The organism is Pseudomonas sp. FG1 (assembly GCF_034313875.1).
GTDB classification, from domain to species: Bacteria; Pseudomonadota; Gammaproteobacteria; order Pseudomonadales; family Pseudomonadaceae; genus Aquipseudomonas; species Aquipseudomonas veronii.
This window is the reverse complement of sequence record NZ_JAVIWP010000001.1, coordinates 1,751,368-1,775,813: the sequence shown is the minus strand read 5'-3', so window position 1 is coordinate 1,775,813 and position 24,446 is coordinate 1,751,368. Positions and strand designations below refer to the sequence as shown.

The window sequence follows — 24,446 nt, the reverse complement described above, 5'->3', positions numbered from 1 at the left end:
TAACGGACCGAGCAATCCGCTCAGTCTTGTGTAGTTTTACTACTCGTATATACATTCGAAAGGCTGAAATGGCCGACGATTTGTAGTAAAACTACAGGACGCCGGAGCAACCTCCGGCCATCCAAGAATTTATGTCGTCTGCCCACAAGGCCAGTCGCAAACTTCAGGCAACCGATTCTGGTAGCCTTTCCGCCCTGGAGCAAGCCATGCAAGACCTCGATCCCGTCGAAACCCAGGAATGGCTGGACGCCCTGGAATCGGTTCTCGACAAAGAAGGCGAAGACCGTGCTCACTATCTGATGACCCGTATGGGCGAACTCGCGACCCGCAGCGGCTCGCAACTGCCCTACGCCATCACCACGCCATATCGCAATACCATCCCTGTTACCCACGAAGCACGCATGCCTGGCGACCTGTTCATGGAACGCCGCATTCGCTCGCTGGTACGTTGGAACGCCATGGCGATGGTAATGCGTACGAACTTGAAAGATTCTGACCTGGGCGGTCACATCTCCAGCTTCGCTTCCAGCGCAACGCTCTATGACATCGGCTTCAACTACTTCTTCCAGGCCCCGACCGACGAACACGGCGGCGACCTGATCTACTTCCAGGGCCACACCTCGCCAGGCGTCTACGCCCGTGCGTTCATGGAAGGTCGCATCAGCGAAGAACAGATGAACAACTTCCGCCAGGAAGTCGACGGTCAGGGCCTGTCGTCCTACCCGCACCCTTGGCTGATGCCTGACTTCTGGCAGTTCCCGACCGTTTCCATGGGTCTGGGCCCGATCCAGGCGATCTACCAGGCGCGCTTCATGAAGTACATGGAAGCCCGTGGTTTCATCCCCGAAGGCAAGCAGAAAGTCTGGTGCTTCCTGGGCGACGGCGAGTGCGACGAGCCGGAATCCCTGGGTGCCATCTCCCTGGCCGGCCGCGAGAAGCTGGACAACCTGATCTTCGTCATCAACTGCAACCTGCAGCGCCTCGACGGCCCGGTTCGCGGCAACGGCAAGATCATCCAGGAACTCGAAGGCGTGTTCCGCGGTGCTCAGTGGAACGTGACCAAAGTCATCTGGGGCCGTTTCTGGGACCCACTGCTGGCCAAGGACGTCGACGGTATCCTGCAACGTCGCATGGACGAAGTCATCGACGGCGAGTACCAGAACTACAAGGCCAAAGACGGCGCGTTCGTGCGTGAACACTTCTTCAACACGCCTGAACTCAAGGCGATGGTTGCCGACCTGTCCGACGACGAGATCTGGAAACTCAACCGTGGCGGCCACGACCCGTACAAGGTCTACGCGGCGTACCACGAAGCGGTCAACCACAAAGAACAACCGACCGTCATCCTGGCCAAGACCATCAAGGGTTATGGCACCGGTGCCGGCGAAGCGAAGAACACTGCGCACAACACCAAGAAAGTCGACGTCGGCAGCCTGAAGTTGTTCCGCGACCGCTTCGACATCCCGGTCAAGGACGAAGAGCTGGAAAACCTGCCGTTCTTCAAGCCAGAGCCGAACAGCGCCGAAGCCCGCTACCTGAGCGAGCGTCGTGCCGCACTGGGCGGTTTCGTGCCACAACGCCGTGCCAAGAGCGTCAACATCCCAACACCGGCGCTGGATACCCTCAAGGCCATCCTCGACGGCTCGGGCGACCGTGAAATCTCCACCACCATGGCCTTCGTGCGAATCCTCGCGCAGTTGGTCAAGGACAAGGAAGTCGGTTCGCGCATCGTGCCGATCATCCCGGACGAAGCCCGTACCTTCGGTATGGAAGGCATGTTCCGTCAGTTGGGCATCTACTCCTCCGTCGGCCAGCTCTACGAGCCAGTCGATAAAGACCAGGTGATGTTCTACAAGGAAGACAAGAAGGGCCAGATCCTCGAAGAAGGCATCAACGAAGCGGGCGCCATGAGTTCCTTCATCGCGGCCGGTACGTCGTACTCCTGCCACAACCAGCCGATGCTGCCGTTCTACATCTTCTACTCGATGTTCGGCTTCCAGCGTATCGGCGACCTGGCCTGGGCAGCAGGCGACAGCCGTACCCGTGGCTTCCTGATCGGCGGCACCGCCGGCCGCACCACGCTGAACGGCGAAGGCCTGCAACACGAAGACGGTCACAGCCACATCCTGGCGGCCACCATTCCGAACTGCCGCACCTTTGATCCAACCTACGGCTATGAGCTGGCGGTGATCATCCAGGACGGCATGAAGAAGATGACCCAGGAGCAGCAGGACGTTTTCTACTACATCACCGTGATGAACGAGTCCTACCAGCAACCTGCCATGCCGGCCGGTGTCGAGGAAGGCATCATCAAGGGCATGTACCTGCTCGAAGAAGACACCAAGGAAGCAGCGCATCACGTGCAACTGATGGGCTCCGGCACCATCCTGCGCGAAGTGCGTGAAGCGGCGAAGATCCTGCGTGACGAATTCAACGTCGGCGCCGACGTGTGGAGCGTGACCAGCTTCAACGAACTGCGTCGCGACGGCCTGGCCGTAGAACGCAACAACCGCCTGCACCCAGGTCAGAAGCCTGAAGTGAGCTACGTCGAAGAATGCCTGACTGGCCGTAAAGGTCCGGTGATCGCATCCACCGACTACATGAAACTGTTTGCTGAACAAATTCGCCAGTGGGTCCCGTCCAAGGAATTCAAAGTCCTGGGCACCGACGGTTTCGGCCGCAGTGACAGCCGCAAGAAGCTGCGTCACTTCTTCGAAGTCGACCGTCACTTCGTGGTGTTGGCAGCCCTGGAAGCCTTGGCTGACCGCGGTGAGATCGAACCCAAGGTGGTGGCTGACGCCATCGTCAAGTTCGGGATCAACCCGGAAAAACGCAACCCACTGGACTGCTGAGGAGACTTTTTGTGAGCGAACTCATTCGCGTACCTGACATCGGCAGCGGTGAAGGTGAAGTAATCGAGCTGTTTGTGAAGGTCGGCGACACCGTCGAAGCCGACCAGAGCATCCTGACCCTGGAATCGGACAAGGCGAGCATGGAAATCCCTGCTCCCAAGGCCGGCGTGGTCAAGAGCCTGAAAGTGAAGCTGGGCGATCGCCTGAAAGAAGGCGACGAACTGCTGGAGCTGGAAATCGAGGGCGCCGCCGCTGCGGCCCCTGCTCCAGCTGCCGCGGCTGCACCGGCGCCGGCTGAAAAGCCTGCTGCCGCTGCCGAGGCCCCTGCGGCCCCGGCTGCCGCACCGGCCGCAGCCACCATCCAGGACATTCATGTCCCGGACATCGGCTCGTCGGGCAAGGCCAAGATCATCGAACTGCTGGTCAAGGTCGGCGACACCGTCGAAGCCGACCAGTCGCTGATCACCCTGGAGTCCGACAAGGCCTCCATGGAAATCCCTTCGCCGGCTGCCGGCGTGGTGGAAAGCATCGCGGTCAAGCTGGAAGACGAAGTCGGCACTGGCGACTTCATCCTCAAGCTGAAAGTCCAAGGCGCTGCGTCGGCTGCTGCCCCGGCACCGGCCGCTGCGCCGGCTGCCAAGGCTGAAGCCGCACCGGCCGCCGCGGCTCCAGCCCCTGCCGCAAACGCCGAGGCCGCACCGGCCCCGGCGGCGGCACCGGCACGAAGCGGTGCCAAGGTTCACGCCGGTCCTGCCGTGCGCCAACTGGCCCGCGAGTTCGGCGTCGAGCTGAACGCCGTCACGGCCACCGGCCCGCACGGTCGCGTGCTCAAGGAAGACGTGCAGGTTTACGTCAAATCCATGATGCAGAAAGCCAAGGAAGCCCCGGCTGCCGGCAATGCTACCGGTGGTGCTGGCATTCCGCCGATCCCGGTCGTGGACTTCAGCCGCTTCGGCGAAACCGAAGAAGTGCAGATGACCCGCCTGATGCAAATCGGCGCGTCGAGCCTGCACCGCAGCTGGCTGAACATCCCGCACGTGACCCAGTTCGACCAGGCCGACATCACCGACCTGGAAGCTTTCCGCGTTGCGCAGAAAGCCGTGGCCGAGAAGGCCGGCGTGAAACTGACCGTGCTGCCACTGTTGCTCAAGGCCTGCGCGCACCTGCTCAAGGAGCTGCCGGACTTCAACAGTTCACTGGCGCCAAGCGGCAAGGCGATCATTCGCAAGAAGTACGTTCACATCGGCTTTGCCGTCGACACCCCGGATGGCCTGCTGGTACCGGTCATCAAGAACGTCGACCAGAAGAGCCTGCTGCAACTGGCTGCCGAAGCCGCTGCGCTGGCTGCCAAGGCCCGCGACAAGAAGCTCACCGCGGACGACATGCAGGGCGCATGCTTCACCATCTCCAGCCTCGGTCACATTGGCGGCACTGGCTTCACGCCAATCGTCAATGCGCCGGAAGTGGCGATCCTGGGCGTTTCCAAGGCGACTATCCAGCCGGTCTGGGACGGTAAAGCCTTCCAGCCGAAGCTGATGTTGCCACTGTCGCTGTCCTACGATCACCGCGTGATCAACGGCGCCGCGGCGGCACGCTTCACCCAGCGCCTGAGCCAACTGCTGAACGACATCCGCACCATCTTGCTGTAAGCCGCGACGGGCCTCCCTTGCACGAGGGAGGCCCGATTGCATCGATTTCCGAGCGCCACGCTCGTACCTCAACCCCGCCACTTGGCGGGGCTTTTTTTGCGCGTTTCTTGGACAGTAAAAACAGGGTTGTACACCTCCTATCACCCCGATTGCAGAAATCGACCGCGCAGCCGATATAACCCTTATAGCACTTAGCCTTCATCCTCTCTTGTCAGCCTGGGCTGCATGATGCAACCTTGCTGCAGGCAACAGTAAAGAGGGCGTGAGCCCGGCGCCGAGTGCGTTTTTTCAAGTGAGCTTCCCCATGAAAAGCCAACCCGATGTCGCCCGGACGGCGGCCGAGGTAGTGACGCAATTACCGGTGCCTTCGCGCCTCGGTATGCTGCGTTTCGAGCGGCTGAATGAGGCAAGCTGGGCCCTGCTCTACCTCGACCCCAATTGCGAGCGCCAATTCGGCCTGCCGGCGGTTGAACTGTGCGCTTTGATCGGCTCGCCCTACGCCAGCCTGATGGAGCCGCAGGCGCGCTATCAACTGCACGATGCCATCCAGCAGCAACTGGCCGAGAGCCCTCATTACCTGGTGCGCTACACCCTGCACACCAACGACGGCCCTCTAAGCCTGCTGGAACTGGGCGAAGCCTACAAACAACACAATCGCCACCTGCTGCGGGGCTACCTGATGGTGGTCGACGGCCTGTTCAGCGAGATCCCGTCGACGGCGCCGACAGCAGACCTGGAAAACCAGAACAGCCGCCTGCAGATCGCCCTGGAACTCAACCAGCGCGCGCAACAGGAACAGTTGCTGCACCTGGAACGGGTACGCGCCCAGCAAGAGCTGATCCTGCTGCTCGCACGCCAGCGCTACACCACGAATAATTCGCTGCAGGAAGCCGCCGAGCTGATCACCCGCAGCGCCTGCGATATCTACCAGATCGATTGCGCCAGCATCTGGAACCTCGAAGGCCAGCGCCTGGTACCGATCTCGGCGTACCAGCGCGCCGATCAGCGCCACCACTTGCCCGAGCCGATTGATGCCAGTGGCTTTCCGGACTACCTCGAAGCCCTGCAGACCAGCCGGGCGATCGATGCTACCAACGTCATGCGCGACCCACGCACCCGCGAAATGGCCGAATCGCTGCAGGCCAACGACGTGCATGCGATGCTCGACGCGAGTATCCGTGTCGATGGCCAGGTCGTTGGCGTGTTGTGCCTGGAACAAAACGGCTGCACGCGCGCCTGGCAGTCCGACGAGATCGCCTTTGCCGGCGAGCTGGCGGATCAGTTCGCGCAAGTGATCAACAATCACAACCGTCGTACCGCCACCAGCGCCCTGCACCTGTTTCAGCGCGCGGTGGAACAAAGCGCCAACGCCTTCCTGCTGGTCAATTGCGATGGCGTGGTGGAGTACGTCAACCCCAGTTTCACCGCGATCACCCAGTACAGTACCGAAGAGGTCCACGGCCATCGCCTGGCGCAATTGCCCGCGCTGGAAAACCTCAGCGAATTGCTGTTCGACGCACCGTCGAGCCTGGCCAAGAGCAACAGCTGGCAGGGCGAGTTCAAGAGCCGACGCAAGAACCTGGAACCCTATTGGGGCCAGCTGTCGATCTCCAAGGTCTATGGCGACAATCGCGAGCTGACCCACTATATCGGCATCTACGAAGACATCACCCAGACCAAGCTGGCCCAACAGCGCATCGAGCGCCTGGCCTATACCGACAACCTGACCAACCTGGGCAACCGTCCGGCGTTTATCCGCAACCTCGACGAACGCTTTGCCCGCGACAGCGACAGCCCGATCTGCCTGTTGCTGGTGGACATCGACAACTTCAAGCGGATCAACGACAGCCTCGGCCACCAGACCGGCGACAAGCTGCTGATCAGCCTGGCCCGGCGCCTGCGCAACAGCCTCAGCGCCGGCGGCAGCCTGGCGCGCTTTGCCAGTAACGAATTTGCGGTATTGCTCGACGACACCGACCTGGAGAGCGGCCAGCTCGTTGCCAGCCAACTGTTGGCGACCCTCGACAAGCCGATGTTCGTCGACAACCAATTGATCAGCGTCACCGGCTCCGTGGGCCTGGCCTGCGCGCCGCTGCATGGCCGCGACCCGCAAACCCTGATGCGCAACGCCGGCTTGGCCCTGCACAAGGCCAAAGCCAACGGCAAACACCAGGTACAAGTGTTTACCGAAGCGTTGAACGCCGAGGCCAGCTACAAACTGTTCGTGGAAAACAACCTGCGCCGCGCCCTGACCCAGAACGAGCTGGACGTGTTCTACCAGCCCAAGCTGTGCCTGCGCAGTGGCCGCTTGCTGGGCATGGAGGCGCTGCTGCGCTGGAACCACCCGGAAAAGGGCATGATCCGCCCCGACCAGTTCATCAGCGTGGCCGAAGAAACCGGCCTGATCATCCCCATCGGCAAATGGATCGCCCGCCAGGCCTGCCGCATGAGCAAGCAACTGAGCGCCGCCGGCCTGGGCAACCTGCAGGTGGCGATCAACCTGTCGCCCAAACAGTTCTCCGACCCGGACCTGGTGGCCTCGATTGCCTCGATCCTCAAGGAAGAAGAACTGCCGGCCAACCTGCTCGAACTTGAGTTGACCGAAGGCCTGCTGCTCGAGGCCACCGAGGACACCCGTCTGCAACTGGACCAGTTGAAAAGCCTGGGCCTGACCCTGGCCATGGACGACTTCGGCACCGGTTACTCGTCGCTGAGCTACTTGAAAAAATTCCCGATCGACATCATCAAGATCGATCGCAGCTTTATCCACGAAATCCCGGACAACCAGGACGACATGGAAATCACCTCCGCCGTGATCGCCATGGCCCACAACCTCAAGCTCAAGGTCGTGGCCGAAGGCATCGAGACCGCCGAGCAGTTGGCGTTCCTGCGTCGGCATCGTTGCGACGTCGGCCAGGGCTATCTGTTCGACCGGCCCATCCCCGGTTCAGAGCTGCTCGAGAAGCTTAAACGCTACCCACGCGGGCCAATCGCCTGACAGCGCTGTAACACTCGGGCACACTGGTTGTCTGATTCTTTACTGTTAACTCAACCTGACGAGAGGACTGCTCATGGTCTTGCGCTCGGAAATTCTGGTGAACAAAAACGTGCTTCCTACTGCAGAACAAGCTTTGCCTGGCCGTGAAACCCCGATGACACTGCCGGAGACGCACTTCGTCAACGGCAACCCGCTGCTCGGCCCGTTCCTCGACGACGTCGGCTTCGCGATCTTCGGCCTGGGCTGCTTCTGGGGCGCAGAACGCAAATTCTGGCAGCGCGATGGCGTGGTCAGCACCGTGGTCGGTTATGCCGGCGGCTACACGCCGAACCCGACCTACGAAGAAGTCTGCTCGGGCCTGACCGGCCATAGCGAAGTGGTGCTGGTGGTGTATGACCAGGCCAAGGTGAAATACGAAGACTTGCTGAAGATGTTCTGGGAACTGCACAACCCGACCCAGGGCATGCGCCAGGGCAACGACATCGGCAGCCAGTATCGTTCAGTGATCTATGCCACCACGCCGGAGCAATTGGCGGCGGCGCAGGCCAGTGCGCAGGCGTATCAGCAAGAGCTGACCAAGGCTGGCCTGGGCCCCATCACCACGGAAATCGACGAGGCCCCGACGGTGTACTTCGCCGAGGCGTATCACCAGCAGTACCTGGCGAAGAATCCGCAGGGCTATTGCGGGATTGGCGGTACAGGCGTGACCTGCCCGATCTAAAAAAATGTGGGAGGGGCGGTGCGACGGTTCGACTTGCCCCCGATAGCAATGTATCAGGTACAGATGTATGGACTGACACACCGTTATCGGGGGCAAGCCCCCTCCCACATTGGTGTTGCGCCAGACTCGGTTACTCGGCAATCAGCCAATCCATCTGCCACCCGCCCTGGGTCTGGCCCAGTTGCTTGGACAGCCACGGCAGCAGCTCACGCAATTCCTCCTCCAAGCCCCACGGCGGGTTGGCAATCGCCAGGCCCGAGCCGGTCAGGGTGTTGGGCGTGTCCAACGGATGCACCAGCAATTCGACGCGCAGCAGCTTCGGCGCACCGGTGCCGGCCAGGTCCTGGTAGAAACGGCGCAACATGCGCTGGTCCTTCACCGGGTACCAGATCGCTGCGACCGTCTGGCGCATGCGGCCGACCGCCTCTTTGAGCGACGCCGCGCAGCGCTGCATTTCGTCGAGCTGTTCAAACGGCGGGTCAATCAGCATCAGCGCACGCTTTTCCGGCACCGGCAGCAACGCGCGTGGCACATGCCAGCCTTCGCCCAGGTGAACCTTGACCCGACGATCGCCCTTCATGTTGTCCTTGAGCAGCACGCCGTCTTCCGGGTGCTTTTCATTGAGCAGCACGCGGTCCTGGGGGCGGGTCAGGCGGCGTGCCAGTTCCGGCGAACCGGGGTAGTAGCGCAACTGGCCATCCGGGTTCATCTCGTGCAGCACGCGCATGTAGTCGGCGGTCAATGGCGGCAGATCGCTCTTGCCCCACAGACGGGCGATGCCTTCCAGGTATTCACCGGTGCGGTTGGCCTGATCGCCCTGCAGGTCGTACAGACCGATACCGGCATGGGTATCGAGGTAGGCGAACGGCTGCTCCTTGCGCGACATCAAGGCGATGAGGCGGGTCAAGGTCAGGTGTTTGAAGACATCGGCGTGGTTGCCGGCGTGAAAGGCGTGACGATAATTCATGGTTGCTCCTGCGCAGGGGGCGAAGTTTACCTGCTACACGGGCAAAGGTGCAGGGCCGCATGCCGGGCGGTGCTTATGCCGCAAAGACAGGCGTCCTTGTGAAAACAATCTAATCCTTACAGCATGTGCGGGCTTGCCCGCGACACAAGCGACGCGGTATTACCTGCACACCGCGATGATGCCATCGCAGCCAAGCCGCCTCCCACCCTGCCCGGGGGCGCCCTTAAAAACCAAGGAGGTCAACAATAACCATGAAAGACGCCACCATCGCCCTGCACCACGGCTTCAAGTCCGACCCGACCACCAAAGCCGTCGCGGTGCCGATCTACCAGAACGTCGCCTTCGAATTCGATAACGCCCAGCACGGTGCCGACCTGTTCAACCTGGACGTACCCGGCAATATCTACACGCGGATCATGAACCCGACCAACGATGTGCTGGAGCAACGCATGGCCGCGCTCGAAGGCGGTATCGCCGCGCTGGCCGTGTCCGCCGGCAGCGCAGCGATCCACTATGCGATCCAGACCCTGACCCGCGCCGGTGACAACATCGTCACCACGCCGCAGCTCTATGGCGGCACCTACACCCTGTTCGCCCACCTGCTGCCGAGCTTTGGCGTCGATGTGCGCTTCGCCCGCGACGATTCCGCCGCCGCCATCGCCGAACTGATCGACGACAACACCAAACTGGTCTACTGCGAGAGCATCGGCAACCCGGCGGGCAACATCATCGACCTGCAAGCCCTCGCCGACGTGGCCCACGCCCGTGGCGTACCGCTGATGGTGGACAACACCGTGGCCACGCCGATCCTGTGCAAACCGATCCAGTTCGGTGCCGATATCGTGGTGCATTCGGTGACCAAATACGTCGGCGGCCATGGCAACTCCCTGGGCGGCGTGATTGTCGACAGCGGCACGTTCCCGTGGGCGAAATACGCGGAAAAATTCCCCGGCCTCAACCAGCCCGAACCGGCTTACCACGGCGTGGTCTACACCGAAAAATTCGGCCCCGCCGCCTTCATCGCCCGCGCCCGCACCGTACCGCTGCGCAACACCGGCGCAGCGCTGGCGCCGATGAACGCCTTCCTGCTGCTGCAAGGCCTGGAAACCCTGGCCCTGCGCATGGAACGCCACACCGAGAATGCCTTGAAGGTCGCGCAGTTCCTGCAAGATCACGCCGAAGTCGAATGGGTCAGCTACGCCGGGCTGCCCGATCATCCGCACCACGCACTCGCGCAGAAATACATGCAGGGCAAACCGTCGGCGATCCTGTCGTTTGGTCTGAAGGGCGGTTACGAAGCCGGTGTACGCTTCTACGACGCCCTGCAAATCTTCAAACGCCTGGTGAACATCGGCGACGCCAAATCCCTGGCCTGCCACCCGGCGTCCACCACCCATCGGCAGATGAACGAGCAGGAACAGGCCAAGGCCGGCGTGAAGCCGGAGATGATTCGCCTGTCGGTGGGGATCGAGGCGATTGAAGATTTGATCGAAGATCTGCAACAGGCGCTGGCTGCAACGCACGCCTGAGGCCAGATAAGCGACCCGCGCGCCATGGCTAACATCTGCATGGCGCGTGAAGCAGGCGACCTTGTGCCGCAAGGTCGTCGGCGTAAAGGCCGTGAAAATTCACGCCTCTGTCGGAAACCTGGCTCAACTCAGTAGCCCTTTTCCCAAAAGCAAAAAACCACCGAAAAATCCCCCGCCAAAACCACGACACCGCTCGAACCGCTATTTAAATTGCGCAGCCATGCTCATTCAAAAAGGACTGTTTCCATGGCAAGCAATGACCTCCCTTCGAACCGATCACCATGGTTGGGGAGTCGCTAATGCCTCAGCCCTATGCCTTCATCAATGACCGCCAACAAACCTCGGTGGAGCTCAAGGCAAGTTTGCGCTTGAGCCCATATGCCGAAGCCAAGTTCGACACCCTCAATACCCACATTCGCAATGTTGTCGTACTGCCGGGACAGTTAGTGATCATCGGTGACGAAACCACTGCGATCTGCACCCCGCAAGAGTCACACTTGATGCGAGCCGCCTGGGATATTCGGCATAGCGTGATGGCCGAAGGCGGGGATGCTTTTGCACTGCACAACTATGACTTGCTGAAAAAGTTGCTGGGCTACGCTTCGCTGGGGATAGGCACGGCGGGTGATGCCTGGAGTCGACACTTGCAAAACATTGCAAAGACCCTCGAAGAAATTGATGCACTGCACAAACAATTCCTGCGCCGGGGTGGCGGTGCTGCGCGAGATGATTTCCTCGCTCGACGCCAAACCCTGTTTGCCAAACTGGACGCGCAAATGCGTAGTTTTGCGCGTTATGGCACAGGGCTACGCAATGAAGGTTCGATCAAGAAAATGCTAGGGATCTCGACCAAGAGTTATTTGCATAGCGGAGAGATAAAGAAGTACAGCGAAACGATTGCGCGGGTTTCGAAGACGGCAAAACTGCTGAAAAAAGGCACGCCGCTGGGCATCGCGTTGAGTACGACTGCAACGGCGTTGGAGATCAAGGAGGCGTGTTCTACCGGGAGGGAAGAACAATGCAGAAGAGCAAAATATGTGGAACTTGGGAAACTGACGTTAGGTGTGTCAGGCGGCGTGGTGGGCGGCGCTGCCGGATCACTCCTATGCTTTGCCATATTGGCCCCTACCACTGGTCCGGTATCCTTAGCTTGCATGCTATTCGCCGGGGGAGCCGGAGGTGCGGCCGGTGGGTACTTAGGTGGGGAAGGCGGCGAGAAGGTAGGAGAGCTTTTGTATGAGTATTGATGACTTCTTGAATCTCCCTGCTACTTCCTTGATTGCCATCAGCTCTGCATCCGCAGTCATCATCACCACCATCATCGGGCTCTTCTTGTGTTACCGAAAACTTGAACCCATGGAAGCGCTCTTGAACAAGTGCCGCCTGGTCGCCTTCCACAGCAGCTACTGGGGAAACTCACCGCGCGAAAGGATGATGAGGCTTTGCGCAGTGTATGTGGCCGTCGCACTACCCAGGCTAAATGCAAGACGGGGAGTCATTGACCTCCCGCAGGTACAAGCCTTTCCGCGCAGCACAAAGCTCATGCTTCATGGCACGGCGCTTATTGGCGCAGCCGGATTGATAGGTCTGATCGTCATTTACTTTGACTGACCAGTTGAGGAAAAAAACGGCCCGCTATCCAAAAGATAGCGAGCCGTTTTCTTCAACACATCGGGCGCATAACGCCCGAGGCTTTATTTGTTGAGGTTGTAGTCTTTCTCGGCAGCATCAAAGCGCTCAACCATACCCGCAGTCGGCGCGCCCAGCTTGCTGACGATGTAGATCGCCAGGCTGGCGAAGATGAAGCCTGGGATGATTTCGTACAGGCCCAGCAATTCGAAATGCTTCCACACGATCACGGTGATCGCGCCGACCAGAATGCCAGCCAGTGCGCCGTTGCGGGTCATCTGCTTCCAGATCACCGAGATCAGTACCACAGGGCCGAACGCGGCGCCGAAACCGGCCCAGGCGTAGCTCACCAGGCCCAACACGCGGTTATTCGGGTTGGCGGCCATAGCGATGGCGATCAACGCCACCAGCAGCACCATGACACGACCGACCCACACCAGCTCAACCTGGGAAGCGTTCTTGCGCAGGAAGGTCTTGTAGAAGTCCTCGGTCAGGGCGCTGGAGCACACCAGCAATTGGCAGCTCAAGGTGCTCATGACCGCCGCCAGAATCGCCGACAGCAGAACGCCAGCAATCCATGGGTTGAACAGCAGCTTGGCCAGCTCGATAAACACGCGCTCGTGGTTCTCGGTCACGGGGCCGGCCACTTCCGGGTGCGCCGAGAAGTAGGCGATGCCGAAGAAGCCCACGGCCACGGTGCCGCCCAGGCACAGGATCATCCAGGTCATGGAGATGCGACGCGCCTTGGCGATCGACTTCACCGAATCCGCCGCCATGAAGCGCGCGAGGATGTGCGGCTGGCCGAAGTAACCCAGGCCCCAGCCCATCAGCGAGATGATGCCGATGAAGCTGGTGTTTTTCAGCATGTTGAAGTTGTCGGGGTTCTTCGCTTCGATCGCCAGGAACGTGGTATCGATACCGCCGGTGGCCAGCAGCACGATGATCGGCGTCAGGATCAGCGCGAAGATCATCAGGGTGGCTTGTACGGTGTCGGTCCAGCTCACTGCCAGGAAACCACCGACGAAGGTGTAGGCAATCGTCGCCGCCGCGCCGGCCCACAGCGCAGTCTCGTAGGACATGCCGAAGGTGCTTTCGAACAGGCGGGCACCGGCCACGATGCCGGAAGCGCAATAAATGGTGAAGAACACCAGGATCACTACTGCGGAGATGATCCGCAGCAGGCCGCTTTTATCTTCGAAACGGCTGGAAAAGTAATCCGGCAGCGTCAGGGCGTCACCGTTGTGCTCGGTCTGCACGCGCAGGCGACCGGCCACGAACAGCCAGTTGAGGTACGCACCGACGATCAGGCCGACGGCGATCCAGCTTTCCGACAGGCCGGACATGTAGATCGCGCCCGGCAGGCCCATCAACAACCAGCCGCTCATGTCGGAAGCACCGGCTGACAAGGCAGTCACCACGCTACCGAGGCTGCGACCGCCCAGGATGTAATCGGAAAGGTTGTTGGTGGAGCGATAGGCCATGAAGCCGATCAGCACCATTGCTGCGATGTAGATCACGAACGTGATCAGGGTTGGATTACTAACGCTCATAGAAGTGACGCCCTGGCTTTGTTTTTATGTAGCGGCGGTCTGTCAGACGGCCACCCACTGATCCAGTGAGTAAACGTAGCTGCATCGCGCGCATTTATGACTGACGTTTCCCCAGGAAAGCCGTCAGCCGATGAACCACACCATGCGGGTGGTTGCACCTTGGCTGCGAATGCTATTCAACAAAGCAAATAAGGTGCAACCAGTTTCTCGCGAATAAGTTGCACCTTGATGTATTTTACAGAAAACACCGCGTTTTTGCTCCTTTTCGGAGCAAGAACAGCCGAACTCAGAAGCAAATGCACCAACTAGAAGCAGAATCGGTCGAGACCGGGATTTTTTCCGATTGAACCTCGAAAATTTCATGCATAAAAAGGGTTGCACCCGGTTGCACCTCTTCCAGACCGAAGCTAATCTTGCCGCCAACTGATGCCACTCGGTAGTGGCACCCATGAGGATAAGAAAATGGCTACAACCACCCTTGGGGTCAAACTCGACGACCCGACCCGCGAGCGCCTGAAGGCGGCCGCGACCTCCATTGATCGCACGCCGCACTGGCTGATCAAGCAGGCGATTTTCAATTACCTGGAGAAACTCGAGGGTGGTGCAACCCTGACCGAGCTCAATGGCTTGAGCAGCAAGGAGGCCGACGACGCCGGCGAGGTCCAGGCCGACCACGCCCATCAGTGCTTCCTCGAGTTCGCCGAGAGCATCCTGCCGCAATCCGTACTGCGCGCCTCGATCACCGCCGCTTACCGCCGCCCGGAGCCGGAAGTGGTGCCGATGCTGATCGAACAGGCTCGCCTGCCGGCCCAGATGGCCGAAGCCACGAATAAGCTGGCTGCGTCGATTGCAGAAAAACTGCGCAATCAGAAGAGCGCCGGCGGCCGTGCCGGCATCGTCCAGGGTTTGCTGCAGGAATTCTCCCTGTCATCCCAGGAAGGTGTGGCACTGATGTGCCTGGCCGAAGCGCTGCTGCGCATCCCCGACAAAGGCACCCGCGACGCACTGATCCGCGACAAGATCAGCACCGGCAACTGGCAACCGCACCTGGGCAACAGCCCGTCGCTGTTCGTCAACGCGGCTACCTGGGGCCTGTTGCTGACCGGCAAACTGGTCGCCACCCACAACGAAGCAGGCCTGACCTCATCCCTGAGCCGCATCATCGGCAAGAGCGGCGAGCCGATGATCCGCAAGGGCGTCGACATGGCCATGCGCCTGATGGGCGAGCAGTTCGTCACCGGCGAAACCATCGCCGAAGCCCTGGCCAATGCGAGCAAGTTCGAAGCCAAGGGTTTCCGCTATTCCTACGACATGCTCGGTGAAGCCGCACTCACCGAACACGATGCGCAGAAGTACCTCGCCTCTTACGAACAAGCCATTCATTCCATCGGCAAAGCCTCGAACGGCCGTGGGATTTATGAAGGCCCGGGCATTTCCATCAAGCTGTCGGCCCTGCACCCACGTTACAGCCGTGCCCAGTACGAACGGGTGATGGACGAGTTGTACCCGCGCTTGCTGTCCCTGACCCTGCTGGCCAAGCAATACGACATCGGCCTGAACATCGATGCCGAAGAAGCCGACCGCCTGGAACTGTCCCTGGATCTGCTCGAACGCCTGTGCTTCGAGCCGCAACTGAGCGGCTGGAACGGCATCGGTTTCGTGATCCAGGCCTACCAGAAGCGCTGCCCGTATGTGATCGACTACGTCATCGACCTGGCGCGCCGCAGCCGCCACCGCCTGATGATCCGCCTGGTAAAAGGCGCGTACTGGGACAGCGAAATCAAGCGCGCCCAGGTCGAAGGCCTGGAAGGCTACCCGGTCTATACCCGCAAGGTGTACACCGACGTGTCCTACATCGCCTGCGCACGCAAACTGCTGTCGGTGCCGGAAGTCATCTACCCGCAGTTCGCCACGCATAACGCCCACACCCTGTCGGCTATCTACCATATCGCCGGTCAGAACTATTACCCCGGCCAGTACGAGTTCCAGTGCCTGCACGGCATGGGCGAACCGCTCTACGAACAGGTCGTCGGCAAAGTGGCCGAGGGCAAGCTGAACCGTCCGTGCCGCGTGTACGCCCCGGTCGGCACCCACGAAACCCTGTTGGCCTACCTGGTACGTCGCCTGTTGGAAAACGGCGCCAACACCTCGTTCGTCAACCGTATCGCCGACCAGTCCATCTCGATCCAGGAGCTGGTGGCCGATCCAGTGGCCAGCATCGAGCAAATGGCGACGCTGGAAGGCGGCTTCGGCCTGCCGCACCCGCGTATTCCCTTGCCACGCGATCTGTACGGCAGCGACCGCGCCAACTCGGCCGGTATCGACCTGGCCAACGAACACCGTTTGGCGTCGCTGTCCTGCGCTCTGCTGGCCACCGCGCACAACCACTGGAAAGCCGCGCCGATGTTGGGTTGCGCCGCCAGTAATGAAGCTGCGACGCCGGTGCTGAACCCGTCCGACCTGCGTGATGTGGTCGGCCACGTACAGGAAGCGACCGTCGATGACGTCGACAACGCGATCCAGTGCGCCATCAACGCCGGCCCGATCTGGCAGGCGACCCCGCCCGCCGAGCGCGCCGCGATCCTTGAACGCGCCGCCGACCTGATGGAAGGCGAGATCCAGCCGCTGATGGGCCTGCTGGCCCGCGAAGCCGGCAAGACCTTCGCCAACGCCATCGCCGAAGTGCGCGAAGCCGTGGACTTCCTGCGTTACTACGCGGTGCAGGCGCGTCACGATTTCACCAACGACGCCCACCGCCCATTGGGCCCGGTGGTCTGCATCAGCCCGTGGAACTTCCCGCTGGCGATTTTCAGTGGGCAAGTCGCCGCCGCACTGGCCGCCGGTAACCCGGTATTGGCCAAGCCTGCCGAGCAAACCCCGCTGGTAGCCGCACAAGCGGTACGTATCCTGCTCGAAGCCGGTATTCCGGAAGGCGTGCTGCAACTGCTGCCGGGCCAGGGCGAAACCGTTGGTGCGCGCCTGGTCGGCGATGATCGCGTCAAAGGCGTGATGTTCACCGGTTCCACCGAAGTCGCGCGCCTGCTGCAACGCAATGTCGCCGGGCGCCTGGATGCCCAGGGCCGACCGATCCCGCTGATCGCCGAAACCGGTGGCCAGAACGCGATGATCGTCGACTCCTCGGCCCTGACCGAACAAGTGGTCATCGACGTGGTGTCGTCGGCCTTCGACAGCGCCGGCCAGCGTTGCTCGGCCCTGCGTGTACTGTGCCTACAGGAAGATTCTGCAGACCGCGTCATCGAAATGCTCAAGGGCGCCATGGCTGAATGCCGTTTGGGCAACCCGGAGCGCCTGTCGGTGGATATCGGCCCGGTGATCGACGCCGAAGCCAAGGCCGGCATCGAGAAACACATCCAGGCCATGCGCGACAAAGGCCGCGCGGTGTACCAAGTGGCGATCGCCGACGGCGAAGAGATCAAGCGCGGCACCTTCGTGATGCCCACCCTGATCGAGCTGGAAAGCTTCGACGAGCTGCAACGGGAGATCTTCGGCCCGGTGCTGCACGTGGTGCGCTACAAGCGCAAGGAGATCGACCAGTTGATCGGCCAGATCAACGCTTCCGGCTACGGCCTGACCCTGGGCGTACACACGCGCATCGACGAGACCATCGCCAAGGTGATCGACAACGTTCATGCCGGCAACGTCTACGTCAACCGCAACATTGTCGGGGCGGTGGTCGGCGTGCAGCCGTTTGGCGGCGAAGGTTTGTCGGGCACCGGCCCGAAAGCCGGTGGTCCGCTGTACCTGTACCGCCTGCTGTCGACGCGTCCTACCGATGCGATCGAGCAGTCCTTCGTTCGCGGCGATGCATTGTCCGCACCGGACGTGCGCCTGCGCGACGCCATGAGCCAACCGCTGACCGCTTTGAAAGCCTGGGCCGACAGCCACACGCTCAGCGACCTGAGCGCGCTGTGCAGCCGGTTCGCCACGCAATCGCAAAGCGGTATCACCCGCCTGTTGGCCGGCCCGACCGGCGAGCGCAACAGCTACGCCATCCTGCCCCGCGAGCACGTACTGTGCCTGGCAGAAGTAGAAGGTGACCTGCTGACCCAACTGGCGGCGGTATTGGCCGTCGGCGGTTCGGCGGTATGGCCGGAAACCGAGCTGACCAAAGCCTTGTTCCCACGCCTGCCGAAAGAGATTCAGGCGAAGATCAAGCGCGTGGCCGACTGGACCAAGGACGATGTGCTGTTCGACGCAGTCCTGCACCACGGCGATTCCGATCAACTGCGCGCGGTTTGCCAGCAAGTGGCCCAGCGTGGCGGGGCGATCGTCGGGGTACATGGTTTGTCCCAAGGCGAGACAGCAATTGCCCTGGAGCGTCTGGTGATCGAGCGTGCGCTGAGCGTCAACACCGCAGCGGCGGGCGGTAACGCCAGCCTGATGACCATCGGCTAACTGCCGGAACGCGGTAAACATGTGGGAGGGGGCTTGCCCCCGATGGCGGTGGATCAGTAACAGCTGAACTGACTGACACACTGCAATCGGGGGCAAGCCCCCTCCCACATTTTGGCTGTATTTCAATTCCTCGTCCGCGTTCTGCCCCTCCATCACCCAGATCAATCTTGCTATCCAGCCTCTATTCGCGCACTTAGACTCAGGCTCCTTCCCACACAGGTAAGCCGCCATGTCCGAGACGCTCCTCAGTTCCCGCAATCTGGCTTTCGAGCTGTACGAAGTCCTCGATGCCGAGGGCCTGACCCAGCGCGAGCGGTTTGCCGAACATAATCGCGAAACCTTCGACGCGGCCATCAGTACCGCCCGCACCATCGCCGAAAAGTACTTCGCACCGCATAACCGCAAAAACGACGAAAACGAACCGCGCTACGAGGACGGCAAGGCCATCCTGATCCCGGAAGTCAAACCGGCCGTGGACGCCTTCCTGGAAGCCGGCTTCCTCAATGCTGCGCGCAGTTTCGAAGCCGGCGGCATGCAGTTGCCGACATTGCTGTCCCAAGCCTGCTTCGCGCACTTCCAGGCGGCCAACGCGGCGTCAACGTCCTACCCGTTCCTGACCATGGGCGCCGCCAACCTGATCGAAAGTTTCGGCACCGAGGAGCAGAAGCAACGCTTCCTGCAGCCGATGATCGAGGGGCGCTTCTTCGGCACCATGGCCCTGACCGAGCCGCATGCCGGCTCGTCGCTGTCGGACATTCGTACCCGCGCAGAGCCTGCACCGGATGGCAGCTATCGGCTCAAGGGCAACAAGATCTTTATCTCCGGCGGCGACCACCCGCTGTCGGAAAACATCGTGCATATGGTGCTGGCCAAGCTGCCGGACGCGCCGGCCGGGGTGAAGGGCATTTCGCTGTTTATCGTGCCCAAATTCCTGGTCAACGACGATGGCAGCCTGGGTGAGCGCAACGATGTGTTGCTGGCCGGGCTGTTTCACAAGATGGGTTGGCGTGGCACCACGTCCACGGCGCTGAATTTCGGCGATAACGGGCACTGTGTCGGCTATCTGGTGGGCAAACCGCATCAGGGCCTGAGCTGCATGTTCCAGATGATGAACGAAGCGCGCATCGGCGTCGGCATGGGCGCGGTGATGCTCGGTTACGCCGGCTACCTGTATTCCCTGGAATACGCCCGCGAACGCCCGCAAGGCCGCCTGCCGGACAGCAAAGACCCGAGTACCGCGCCGGTGTCGATCATCCAGCACGCCGATATCAAGCGCATGTTGCTGACCCAGAAAGCCTACGTCGAAGGCGCCTTCGACCTCGGCCTGTTTGCCGCGCGCCTGTTCGACGACACCACCACCCTGGCAACCGACGTCGAGCGCAAGCGCGCTCACGAACTGCTCGACCTGCTGACGCCGATCGTCAAATCCTGGCCCTCGGAGTTCTGCCTCAAGGCCAACGAGCTGGCGATCCAGATCCTCGGCGGCCACGGCTACACCCGCGAATACCCGGTGGAACAGTATTACCGCGACAACCGCCTCAACCCGATCCATGAAGGCACCCACGGTATCCAGTCCCTGGACCTGCTGGGGCGCAAGCTCGCGCAGAACGGCGGCGCGGGCCTGAAGCAACTGATTCGGTTGATCGCCGAAACAGGCGCACGGGCGCAGCAATATCCATCGCTGAAGGCCATGAGAGAACCGCTGGAACAGTTGGTGGCACGCCTGCAAAGCGTGACGATCGGCCTGCTGACGGATCTCGCCCAAGGCAAGGTCAACAGCAGCCTGGCGAATTCGGCGCTGTACCTGAAGGTGTTCGGGCACACGGTGATTGGCTGGCGCTGGCTGGAGCAGGCGATTCGCGCCGAAGAAGGCCTGGCCAAGGGCAATGCGGCGGACACCGCGTTCTATAAAGGCAAGCTCCAGGCGGCCCGCTACTTCCTGACCTGGGAAGTACCGGGCTGCCATCATGAACTGGCAATACTGGAGGTCCGCGACGATACGTGCCTCGGCATGCAGGATGAGTGGTTCTAAGGCTGTCCGATAGCCTTGGAAATCACCTCGACCGTGGCGCTGACTTGCTCTTGGTAACGGTCGAGTTCCTGCTGGTGACGCTGTTGCATTTCGATCTGCTCGGCGCACAGGTTCAGCGCGGCCAGTACCAATAGCTTGTCACCGATCAGGGTCGGGTACTTTTTCTTGGTGGTGGCCAGGGAGGCCTTGAGCAGGGTCACGGCGTGCATCAGGGTTTGATCTTCCCCGGCCGGAGCCTTGATCGAGTAATCCTCTCCGAGAATCGAAACGACCTTTATCCCTTCGTTCATGCGCTGACAGGCCCTGCGCTCACACGCTCAACCAACGCCTGGATACGCGCAGCGGTCGCGCCGTTCTTTTCTTCCTGTTCCATCAGGTTCAATTGCAGGCTGTCATTCTCATCCTTGGCGCGGGCCAATTGCGCCTTGAGGGATTCATTGGTGCCCAACAGGTCTTGATTCTGCTGTACCAGGTCGCTGACCAGTTGTTCCAGTTGGCTGAGGGATGCTTCTAACATTTTGATTTCCTGGGCTTTTTAAAAGGGCGGTGACGATAAAGAAAATTCACCTCGGATGCCAGGGTTATCCCCGGCGCGCAGCCCGATTGTTAAGGGCCGGGCCGCACTTTCGAGCCTTAGTGACTGCATTTCCCCCATCTGGTTCCTGAATCGGCCCGGCCCCTCGTCCGATGCGATAAAAACACACGCCACTATAGACTTTAGTCGTACTGCCGATAGGTAATACTCACCCTGTCTCATAGCCGCATGGATCGCGCTTCTCCCCAGGACTCCCGCATGTCTCTTCGTAGTATGAATATCGCGCGGCCTACGACGAATACGTGCGCCTGCTAGCCCAGTACCATCAGATCGAAGAGCGCATGAAGAGCATGTCGCGGGCCAATCAGGTCGACGAGCTGCGCGAGTTGCTCAACAGCGAGTTGCTGAGCAACGCCGAGCAGATCAACGCCGTGCTCGCGCGCCTGGCGGACATCAATAACAAGATGGCCCTGGCCACCAATCAGCAGGCCAAAGACCAATACAACCTGGCCTTCGACCTGGTGGTTGGGCTGCTGGTCATCGCCACGACGCTGACCCTGTTGTTCGCCTGGCTGCTGACCCGCAGCATCACCCTGCCGATCGCCCAGGCCCTGGACGCGGCTGAAGAAATCGCCGAAGGCAACCTGACACGCCCGATCAAGGTCGATGGCGACGACGAAGCCGGCCGTCTGCTGGCCGCCATGGCCAAGATGCAGGACAAGCTGCGTGACACCCTGCAACGCATCGCCGGCTCGGCCACTCAGTTGGCTTCTGCCGCCGAAGAGCTCAACGCCGTGACCGACGAAAGCGCCCGTGGCCTGACCCAACAAAACAACGAAATCGAACAGGCCGCCACCGCGGTCAACGAGATGACCAGCGCCGTCGAGGAAGTCGCGCGCAATGCGGTGAGCACCTCCGAGGCCTCGCGCAACGCCACCACCTCCGCCGGTGACGGCCGCGACCTGGTGCAGGAAACCGTCAGCGCCATCGAGCGCATGAGCGGCGACGTGCAAGCCACCGCGACGCTGATCGGCGACCTGGCCAATGAGTCCCGCGACATCGGCAAGGTGCTCGACGTGATTCGCGGCCTCGCCGACCAGACCAACCTGCTGGCCCTGAACGCGGCGATTGAAGCGGCGCGTGCCGGGGAAGCCGGCCGTGGCTTTGCCGTAGTGGCCGACGAAGTGCGTGCGCTGGCGCATCGCACCCAGCAGTCGACCAGCGAGATCGAACGGATGATCGGCAGTATCCAGGCCGGCACCGAGCATGCCGTGGATTCGATGCGCAACAGCACCGAGCGCGCGGAATCGACGCTGAACATCGCCAAAGGCGCGGGGATGTCGCTGGATACGATCAACACGGCGATTGTCGAGATCAATGAACGCAACCTGGTGATCGCCAGCGCGGCGGAGGAACAAGCGCAGGTGGCACGGGAAGTGGACCGCAACCTGGTGAACATTCGTGATCTGTCGGTGCAATCGGCAACCGGCGCCGGCCAGACCAGTGCCGCGAGCAGCGAGTTGTCGCGCCTGGCGGTGGACTTGAACGGGATGGTCGGGCGGTTTCGCCTCTAAGAATGTGGGAGGGGCGGTGCGACGATTCGACTTGCCCCCGATAGCGGTGGGTCAGCTGTAGATAAGCTAGCTGACAAATCGCAATCGGGGGCAAGCCCCTCCCACATTTAGATCGGCGCCCGTCGCTAAAACCTTTTTGACAGCGCGGCAATTCAACAGGTTAGAATCGCTGGCACGCAGACTGCATGGTCAGAATGCGTCCGTCTTATTTTGCCCATGGAGTACTGCCTTTGAATGCGACCACCATCAACAGCCTGTTCTTGATCGGCGCGTTGCTGGTGAGTGCGAGCATTCTGGTGAGCTCTCTTTCGTCCCGCCTGGGCATTCCGATCCTGGTGATCATCCTGGCCGTGGGCATGGTCGCCGGCGTCGACGGCGGCGGCATCATCTTCGATAACTACCCGACCGCCTACCTGGTGGGCAACCTCGCCCTGGCCGTGATCCTGCTCGACGGCGGCTTGCGCACCCGGGTGGCGAGTTTTCGCGTGGCACTCTGGCCGGCGTTGTCGCTGGCCACGGTGGGGGTGTTGATTACCACCGGCCTCACTGGCATGGCCGCGGCCTGGCTGTTTGACCTCAACATCATTCAAGGCTTGCTGATCGGCGCGATTGTCGGCTCCACCGACGCCGCCGCGGTGTTCTCGCTGCTCGGCGGCAAAGGGCTCAACGAACGGGTCTCCGCCAGCCTGGAAATCGAATCCGGCAGCAACGACCCGATGGCGGTGTTCCTCACCGTCACCCTGATCGACATGCTCGCCAGCGGCCAGACCGGCCTGCACTGGAACCTGCTGTTGCACCTGGTGCGCGAGTTCGGCATCGGCGGCCTTATCGGCCTCGGCGGCGGCTGGCTGATGCTGCAGATGGTCAACCGCATCAACCTGGCCAACGGCCTGTACCCGATCCTGGTGATCGCCGGCGGCCTGTTCGTCTTCGCCCTGACCAACGCCCTGCACGGCAGCGGCTTCCTCGCCGTGTACCTGTGCGGGCTGGTGATCGGCAACCGCCCGGTGCGCAGCCGTCATGGCATTTTGCATATGCTCGACGGCATGGCCTGGCTCGCCCAGATCGGCATGTTCCTGGTGCTCGGCCTGCTGGTCACGCCCCACGACCTGCTGCCGATTGCGCTGCCCGCCCTGGGCCTGGCGCTGTGGATGATCCTGTTTGCGCGGCCGCTGTCGGTGATGGTCGGCCTGCTGCCGTTCAAGGCGTTCCACGGCCGCGAAAAAGCCTTTATCGCCTGGGTCGGCCTGCGCGGCGCGGTGCCGATCATTCTTGCGGTGTTCCCGCTGATGGCCGGCCTGCCCCATGCACAGCTGTACTTCAACCTGGCGTTCTTTATCGTGCTGGTCTCGCTGCTGGTGCAAGGCACCAGCCTGCCGTGGGTGGCCAAGCTGCTGAAAGTGACCGTGCCACCGGAGCCGGCACCGATTTCCCGCGCCGCCCTGGAAGTTCACGTCACCAGTGAATGGGAGCTGTTCGTCTACCGCCTGGGCGCGGAAAAATGGTGCATCGGCGCAGCCCTGCGCGAGCTGAAAATGCCCGAAGGCACACGTATCGCGGCGCTGTTCCGTGGCCAACAACTGCTCCATCCGTCGGGTAGTACGGTGCTGGAAGCCGACGATCTGCTCTGCGTGATCGGTCACGAACACAACCTGCCGGCCCTGGGCAAACTGTTCAGCCAAGCGCCGCAACGCGGTTTGGATTTGCGCTTCTTCGGCGACTTCGTCCTCGAAGGCGACGCCCAGCTGGGCGCGGTCTCGGCGCTGTACGGCCTGCAGCTCGAAGGCATCGACCCGGACATGCCTTTGAGCCACTTCATCACCCAGAAAGTCGGCGGCGCGCCGGTGGTCGGCGACCAGGTGGAGTGGAACAACACGATCTGGACCGTCGCAGTCATGGACGGGAACAAGATTGGCAAAGTCGGCGTCAGATTCCCCGAAGGAAGTCGCCCGGGCCCCGGACTCTTCCTCTAAACTGCGGGGCAATACTGCCCC

Annotated in this window: 14 protein-coding genes and 1 pseudogene; 11 read left to right on the top strand and 4 right to left on the bottom strand. The window is 61.4% G+C overall.

Annotation, left to right across the window (positions count from 1 at the left end; translation table 11 throughout):
• The first annotated feature begins 206 nt into the window (after positions 1–206).
• The 4 genes from aceE to msrA all read left to right on the top strand — a co-directional run bounded on the left by aceE (position 207) and on the right by msrA (position 8,220).
• On the top strand, positions 207–2,852 hold the full coding sequence (gene aceE, locus RGV59_RS08170) for a pyruvate dehydrogenase (acetyl-transferring), homodimeric type (protein WP_017849808.1): 2,646 nt from the start codon (positions 207–209) through the stop codon (positions 2,850–2,852).
• Positions 2,853–2,863: 11 nt separating this feature from the next.
• The gene (aceF, locus tag RGV59_RS08165) at positions 2,864–4,501 is read left to right on the top strand and encodes a dihydrolipoyllysine-residue acetyltransferase (RefSeq protein ID WP_126585362.1); all 1,638 of its coding nucleotides are present in this window, start codon (positions 2,864–2,866) and stop codon (positions 4,499–4,501) included.
• 304 nt (positions 4,502–4,805) lie between these two features.
• Positions 4,806–7,499 (top strand): putative bifunctional diguanylate cyclase/phosphodiesterase, encoded by a 2,694-nt coding sequence (locus RGV59_RS08160; protein WP_046490774.1) that lies wholly within the window; start codon positions 4,806–4,808, stop codon positions 7,497–7,499.
• Positions 7,500–7,572: 73 nt separating this feature from the next.
• The gene (gene msrA, locus RGV59_RS08155; protein ID WP_017849811.1) at positions 7,573–8,220 is read left to right on the top strand and encodes a peptide-methionine (S)-S-oxide reductase MsrA; all 648 of its coding nucleotides are present in this window, start codon (positions 7,573–7,575) and stop codon (positions 8,218–8,220) included.
• Between the two features lie 130 nt (positions 8,221–8,350).
• On the opposite strand, the gene RGV59_RS08150 is transcribed toward msrA, so the two are convergent.
• Positions 8,351–9,187, bottom strand: a complete 837-nt coding sequence (locus tag RGV59_RS08150; protein WP_017849812.1) for a 23S rRNA (adenine(2030)-N(6))-methyltransferase RlmJ — start codon at positions 9,185–9,187, stop codon at positions 8,351–8,353.
• Between the two features lie 251 nt (positions 9,188–9,438).
• Here RGV59_RS08150 and RGV59_RS08145 point away from each other — a divergent pair, with 251 nt between their 5' ends.
• The 3 genes from RGV59_RS08145 to RGV59_RS08135 all read left to right on the top strand — a co-directional run bounded on the left by RGV59_RS08145 (position 9,439) and on the right by RGV59_RS08135 (position 12,327).
• Entirely contained in the window at positions 9,439–10,716 is a 1,278-nt protein-coding gene (locus RGV59_RS08145; RefSeq protein WP_017849813.1) for an O-acetylhomoserine aminocarboxypropyltransferase/cysteine synthase family protein, read from the top strand.
• Positions 10,717–11,015: 299 nt separating this feature from the next.
• Positions 11,016–11,963: a hypothetical protein gene (locus RGV59_RS08140; protein WP_126585361.1), complete on the top strand. Its 948-nt coding sequence runs from the start codon at positions 11,016–11,018 to the stop codon at positions 11,961–11,963.
• On the top strand, positions 11,953–12,327 hold the full coding sequence (locus tag RGV59_RS08135; RefSeq protein ID WP_126585360.1) for a hypothetical protein: 375 nt from the start codon (positions 11,953–11,955) through the stop codon (positions 12,325–12,327). Before RGV59_RS08140 ends, RGV59_RS08135 begins: the two co-directional genes overlap by 11 nt.
• Before the next feature lie 83 nt (positions 12,328–12,410).
• On the opposite strand, the gene putP is transcribed toward RGV59_RS08135, so the two are convergent.
• The gene (gene putP, locus RGV59_RS08130) at positions 12,411–13,895 is read right to left on the bottom strand and encodes a sodium/proline symporter PutP (RefSeq protein WP_017849816.1); all 1,485 of its coding nucleotides are present in this window, start codon (positions 13,893–13,895) and stop codon (positions 12,411–12,413) included.
• Between the two features lie 462 nt (positions 13,896–14,357).
• Between putP and putA the strand changes: the two genes are divergently transcribed.
• Both putA and RGV59_RS08120 read left to right on the top strand, forming a co-directional pair.
• Complete coding sequence (putA, locus tag RGV59_RS08125) at positions 14,358–18,311, top strand: trifunctional transcriptional regulator/proline dehydrogenase/L-glutamate gamma-semialdehyde dehydrogenase (protein ID WP_017849817.1); 3,954 nt, start codon at positions 14,358–14,360, stop codon at positions 18,309–18,311.
• 229 nt (positions 18,312–18,540) lie between these two features.
• On the top strand, positions 18,541–20,343 hold the full coding sequence (locus RGV59_RS08120) for an acyl-CoA dehydrogenase (protein WP_126585359.1): 1,803 nt from the start codon (positions 18,541–18,543) through the stop codon (positions 20,341–20,343).
• Here the strand turns inward: RGV59_RS08120 and RGV59_RS08115 are convergent.
• Together RGV59_RS08115 and RGV59_RS08110 are read right to left on the bottom strand one after the other, a co-directional pair.
• Complete coding sequence (locus RGV59_RS08115) at positions 20,340–20,633, bottom strand: cell division protein ZapA (RefSeq protein WP_017849820.1); 294 nt, start codon at positions 20,631–20,633, stop codon at positions 20,340–20,342. The genes RGV59_RS08120 and RGV59_RS08115 overlap by 4 nt on opposite strands.
• On the bottom strand, positions 20,630–20,860 hold the full coding sequence (locus tag RGV59_RS08110; RefSeq protein WP_017849821.1) for a hypothetical protein: 231 nt from the start codon (positions 20,858–20,860) through the stop codon (positions 20,630–20,632). Before RGV59_RS08110 ends, RGV59_RS08115 begins: the two co-directional genes overlap by 4 nt.
• A gap of 299 nt (positions 20,861–21,159) precedes the next feature.
• Here RGV59_RS08110 and RGV59_RS08105 point away from each other — a divergent pair.
• Positions 21,160–22,452, top strand: a pseudogene (locus RGV59_RS08105) (methyl-accepting chemotaxis protein); the annotation flags it as partial.
• Between the two features lie 230 nt (positions 22,453–22,682).
• On the top strand, positions 22,683–24,425 hold the full coding sequence (locus RGV59_RS08100) for a potassium/proton antiporter (protein ID WP_017849823.1): 1,743 nt from the start codon (positions 22,683–22,685) through the stop codon (positions 24,423–24,425).
• Positions 24,426–24,446: the final 21 nt, after the last annotated feature.

Coding starts and splice junctions, on each gene's coding strand:
- RGV59_RS08110 (WP_017849821.1), bottom strand. CDS start 20,860: ATGTTAGAAGCATCCCTCAGCCAACTGGAACAACTGGTCAGCGACCTG.
- aceE (WP_017849808.1), top strand. CDS start 207: ATGCAAGACCTCGATCCCGTCGAAACCCAGGAATGGCTGGACGCCCTG.
- RGV59_RS08115 (WP_017849820.1), bottom strand. CDS start 20,633: ATGAACGAAGGGATAAAGGTCGTTTCGATTCTCGGAGAGGATTACTCG.
- RGV59_RS08145 (WP_017849813.1), top strand. CDS start 9,439: ATGAAAGACGCCACCATCGCCCTGCACCACGGCTTCAAGTCCGACCCG.
- RGV59_RS08150 (WP_017849812.1), bottom strand. CDS start 9,187: ATGAATTATCGTCACGCCTTTCACGCCGGCAACCACGCCGATGTCTTC.
- putA (WP_017849817.1), top strand. CDS start 14,358: ATGGCTACAACCACCCTTGGGGTCAAACTCGACGACCCGACCCGCGAG.
- RGV59_RS08120 (WP_126585359.1), top strand. CDS start 18,541: ATGTCCGAGACGCTCCTCAGTTCCCGCAATCTGGCTTTCGAGCTGTAC.
- RGV59_RS08160 (WP_046490774.1), top strand. CDS start 4,806: ATGAAAAGCCAACCCGATGTCGCCCGGACGGCGGCCGAGGTAGTGACG.
- putP (WP_017849816.1), bottom strand. CDS start 13,895: ATGAGCGTTAGTAATCCAACCCTGATCACGTTCGTGATCTACATCGCA.
- RGV59_RS08140 (WP_126585361.1), top strand. CDS start 11,016: ATGCCTCAGCCCTATGCCTTCATCAATGACCGCCAACAAACCTCGGTG.
- RGV59_RS08135 (WP_126585360.1), top strand. CDS start 11,953: ATGAGTATTGATGACTTCTTGAATCTCCCTGCTACTTCCTTGATTGCC.
- msrA (WP_017849811.1), top strand. CDS start 7,573: ATGGTCTTGCGCTCGGAAATTCTGGTGAACAAAAACGTGCTTCCTACT.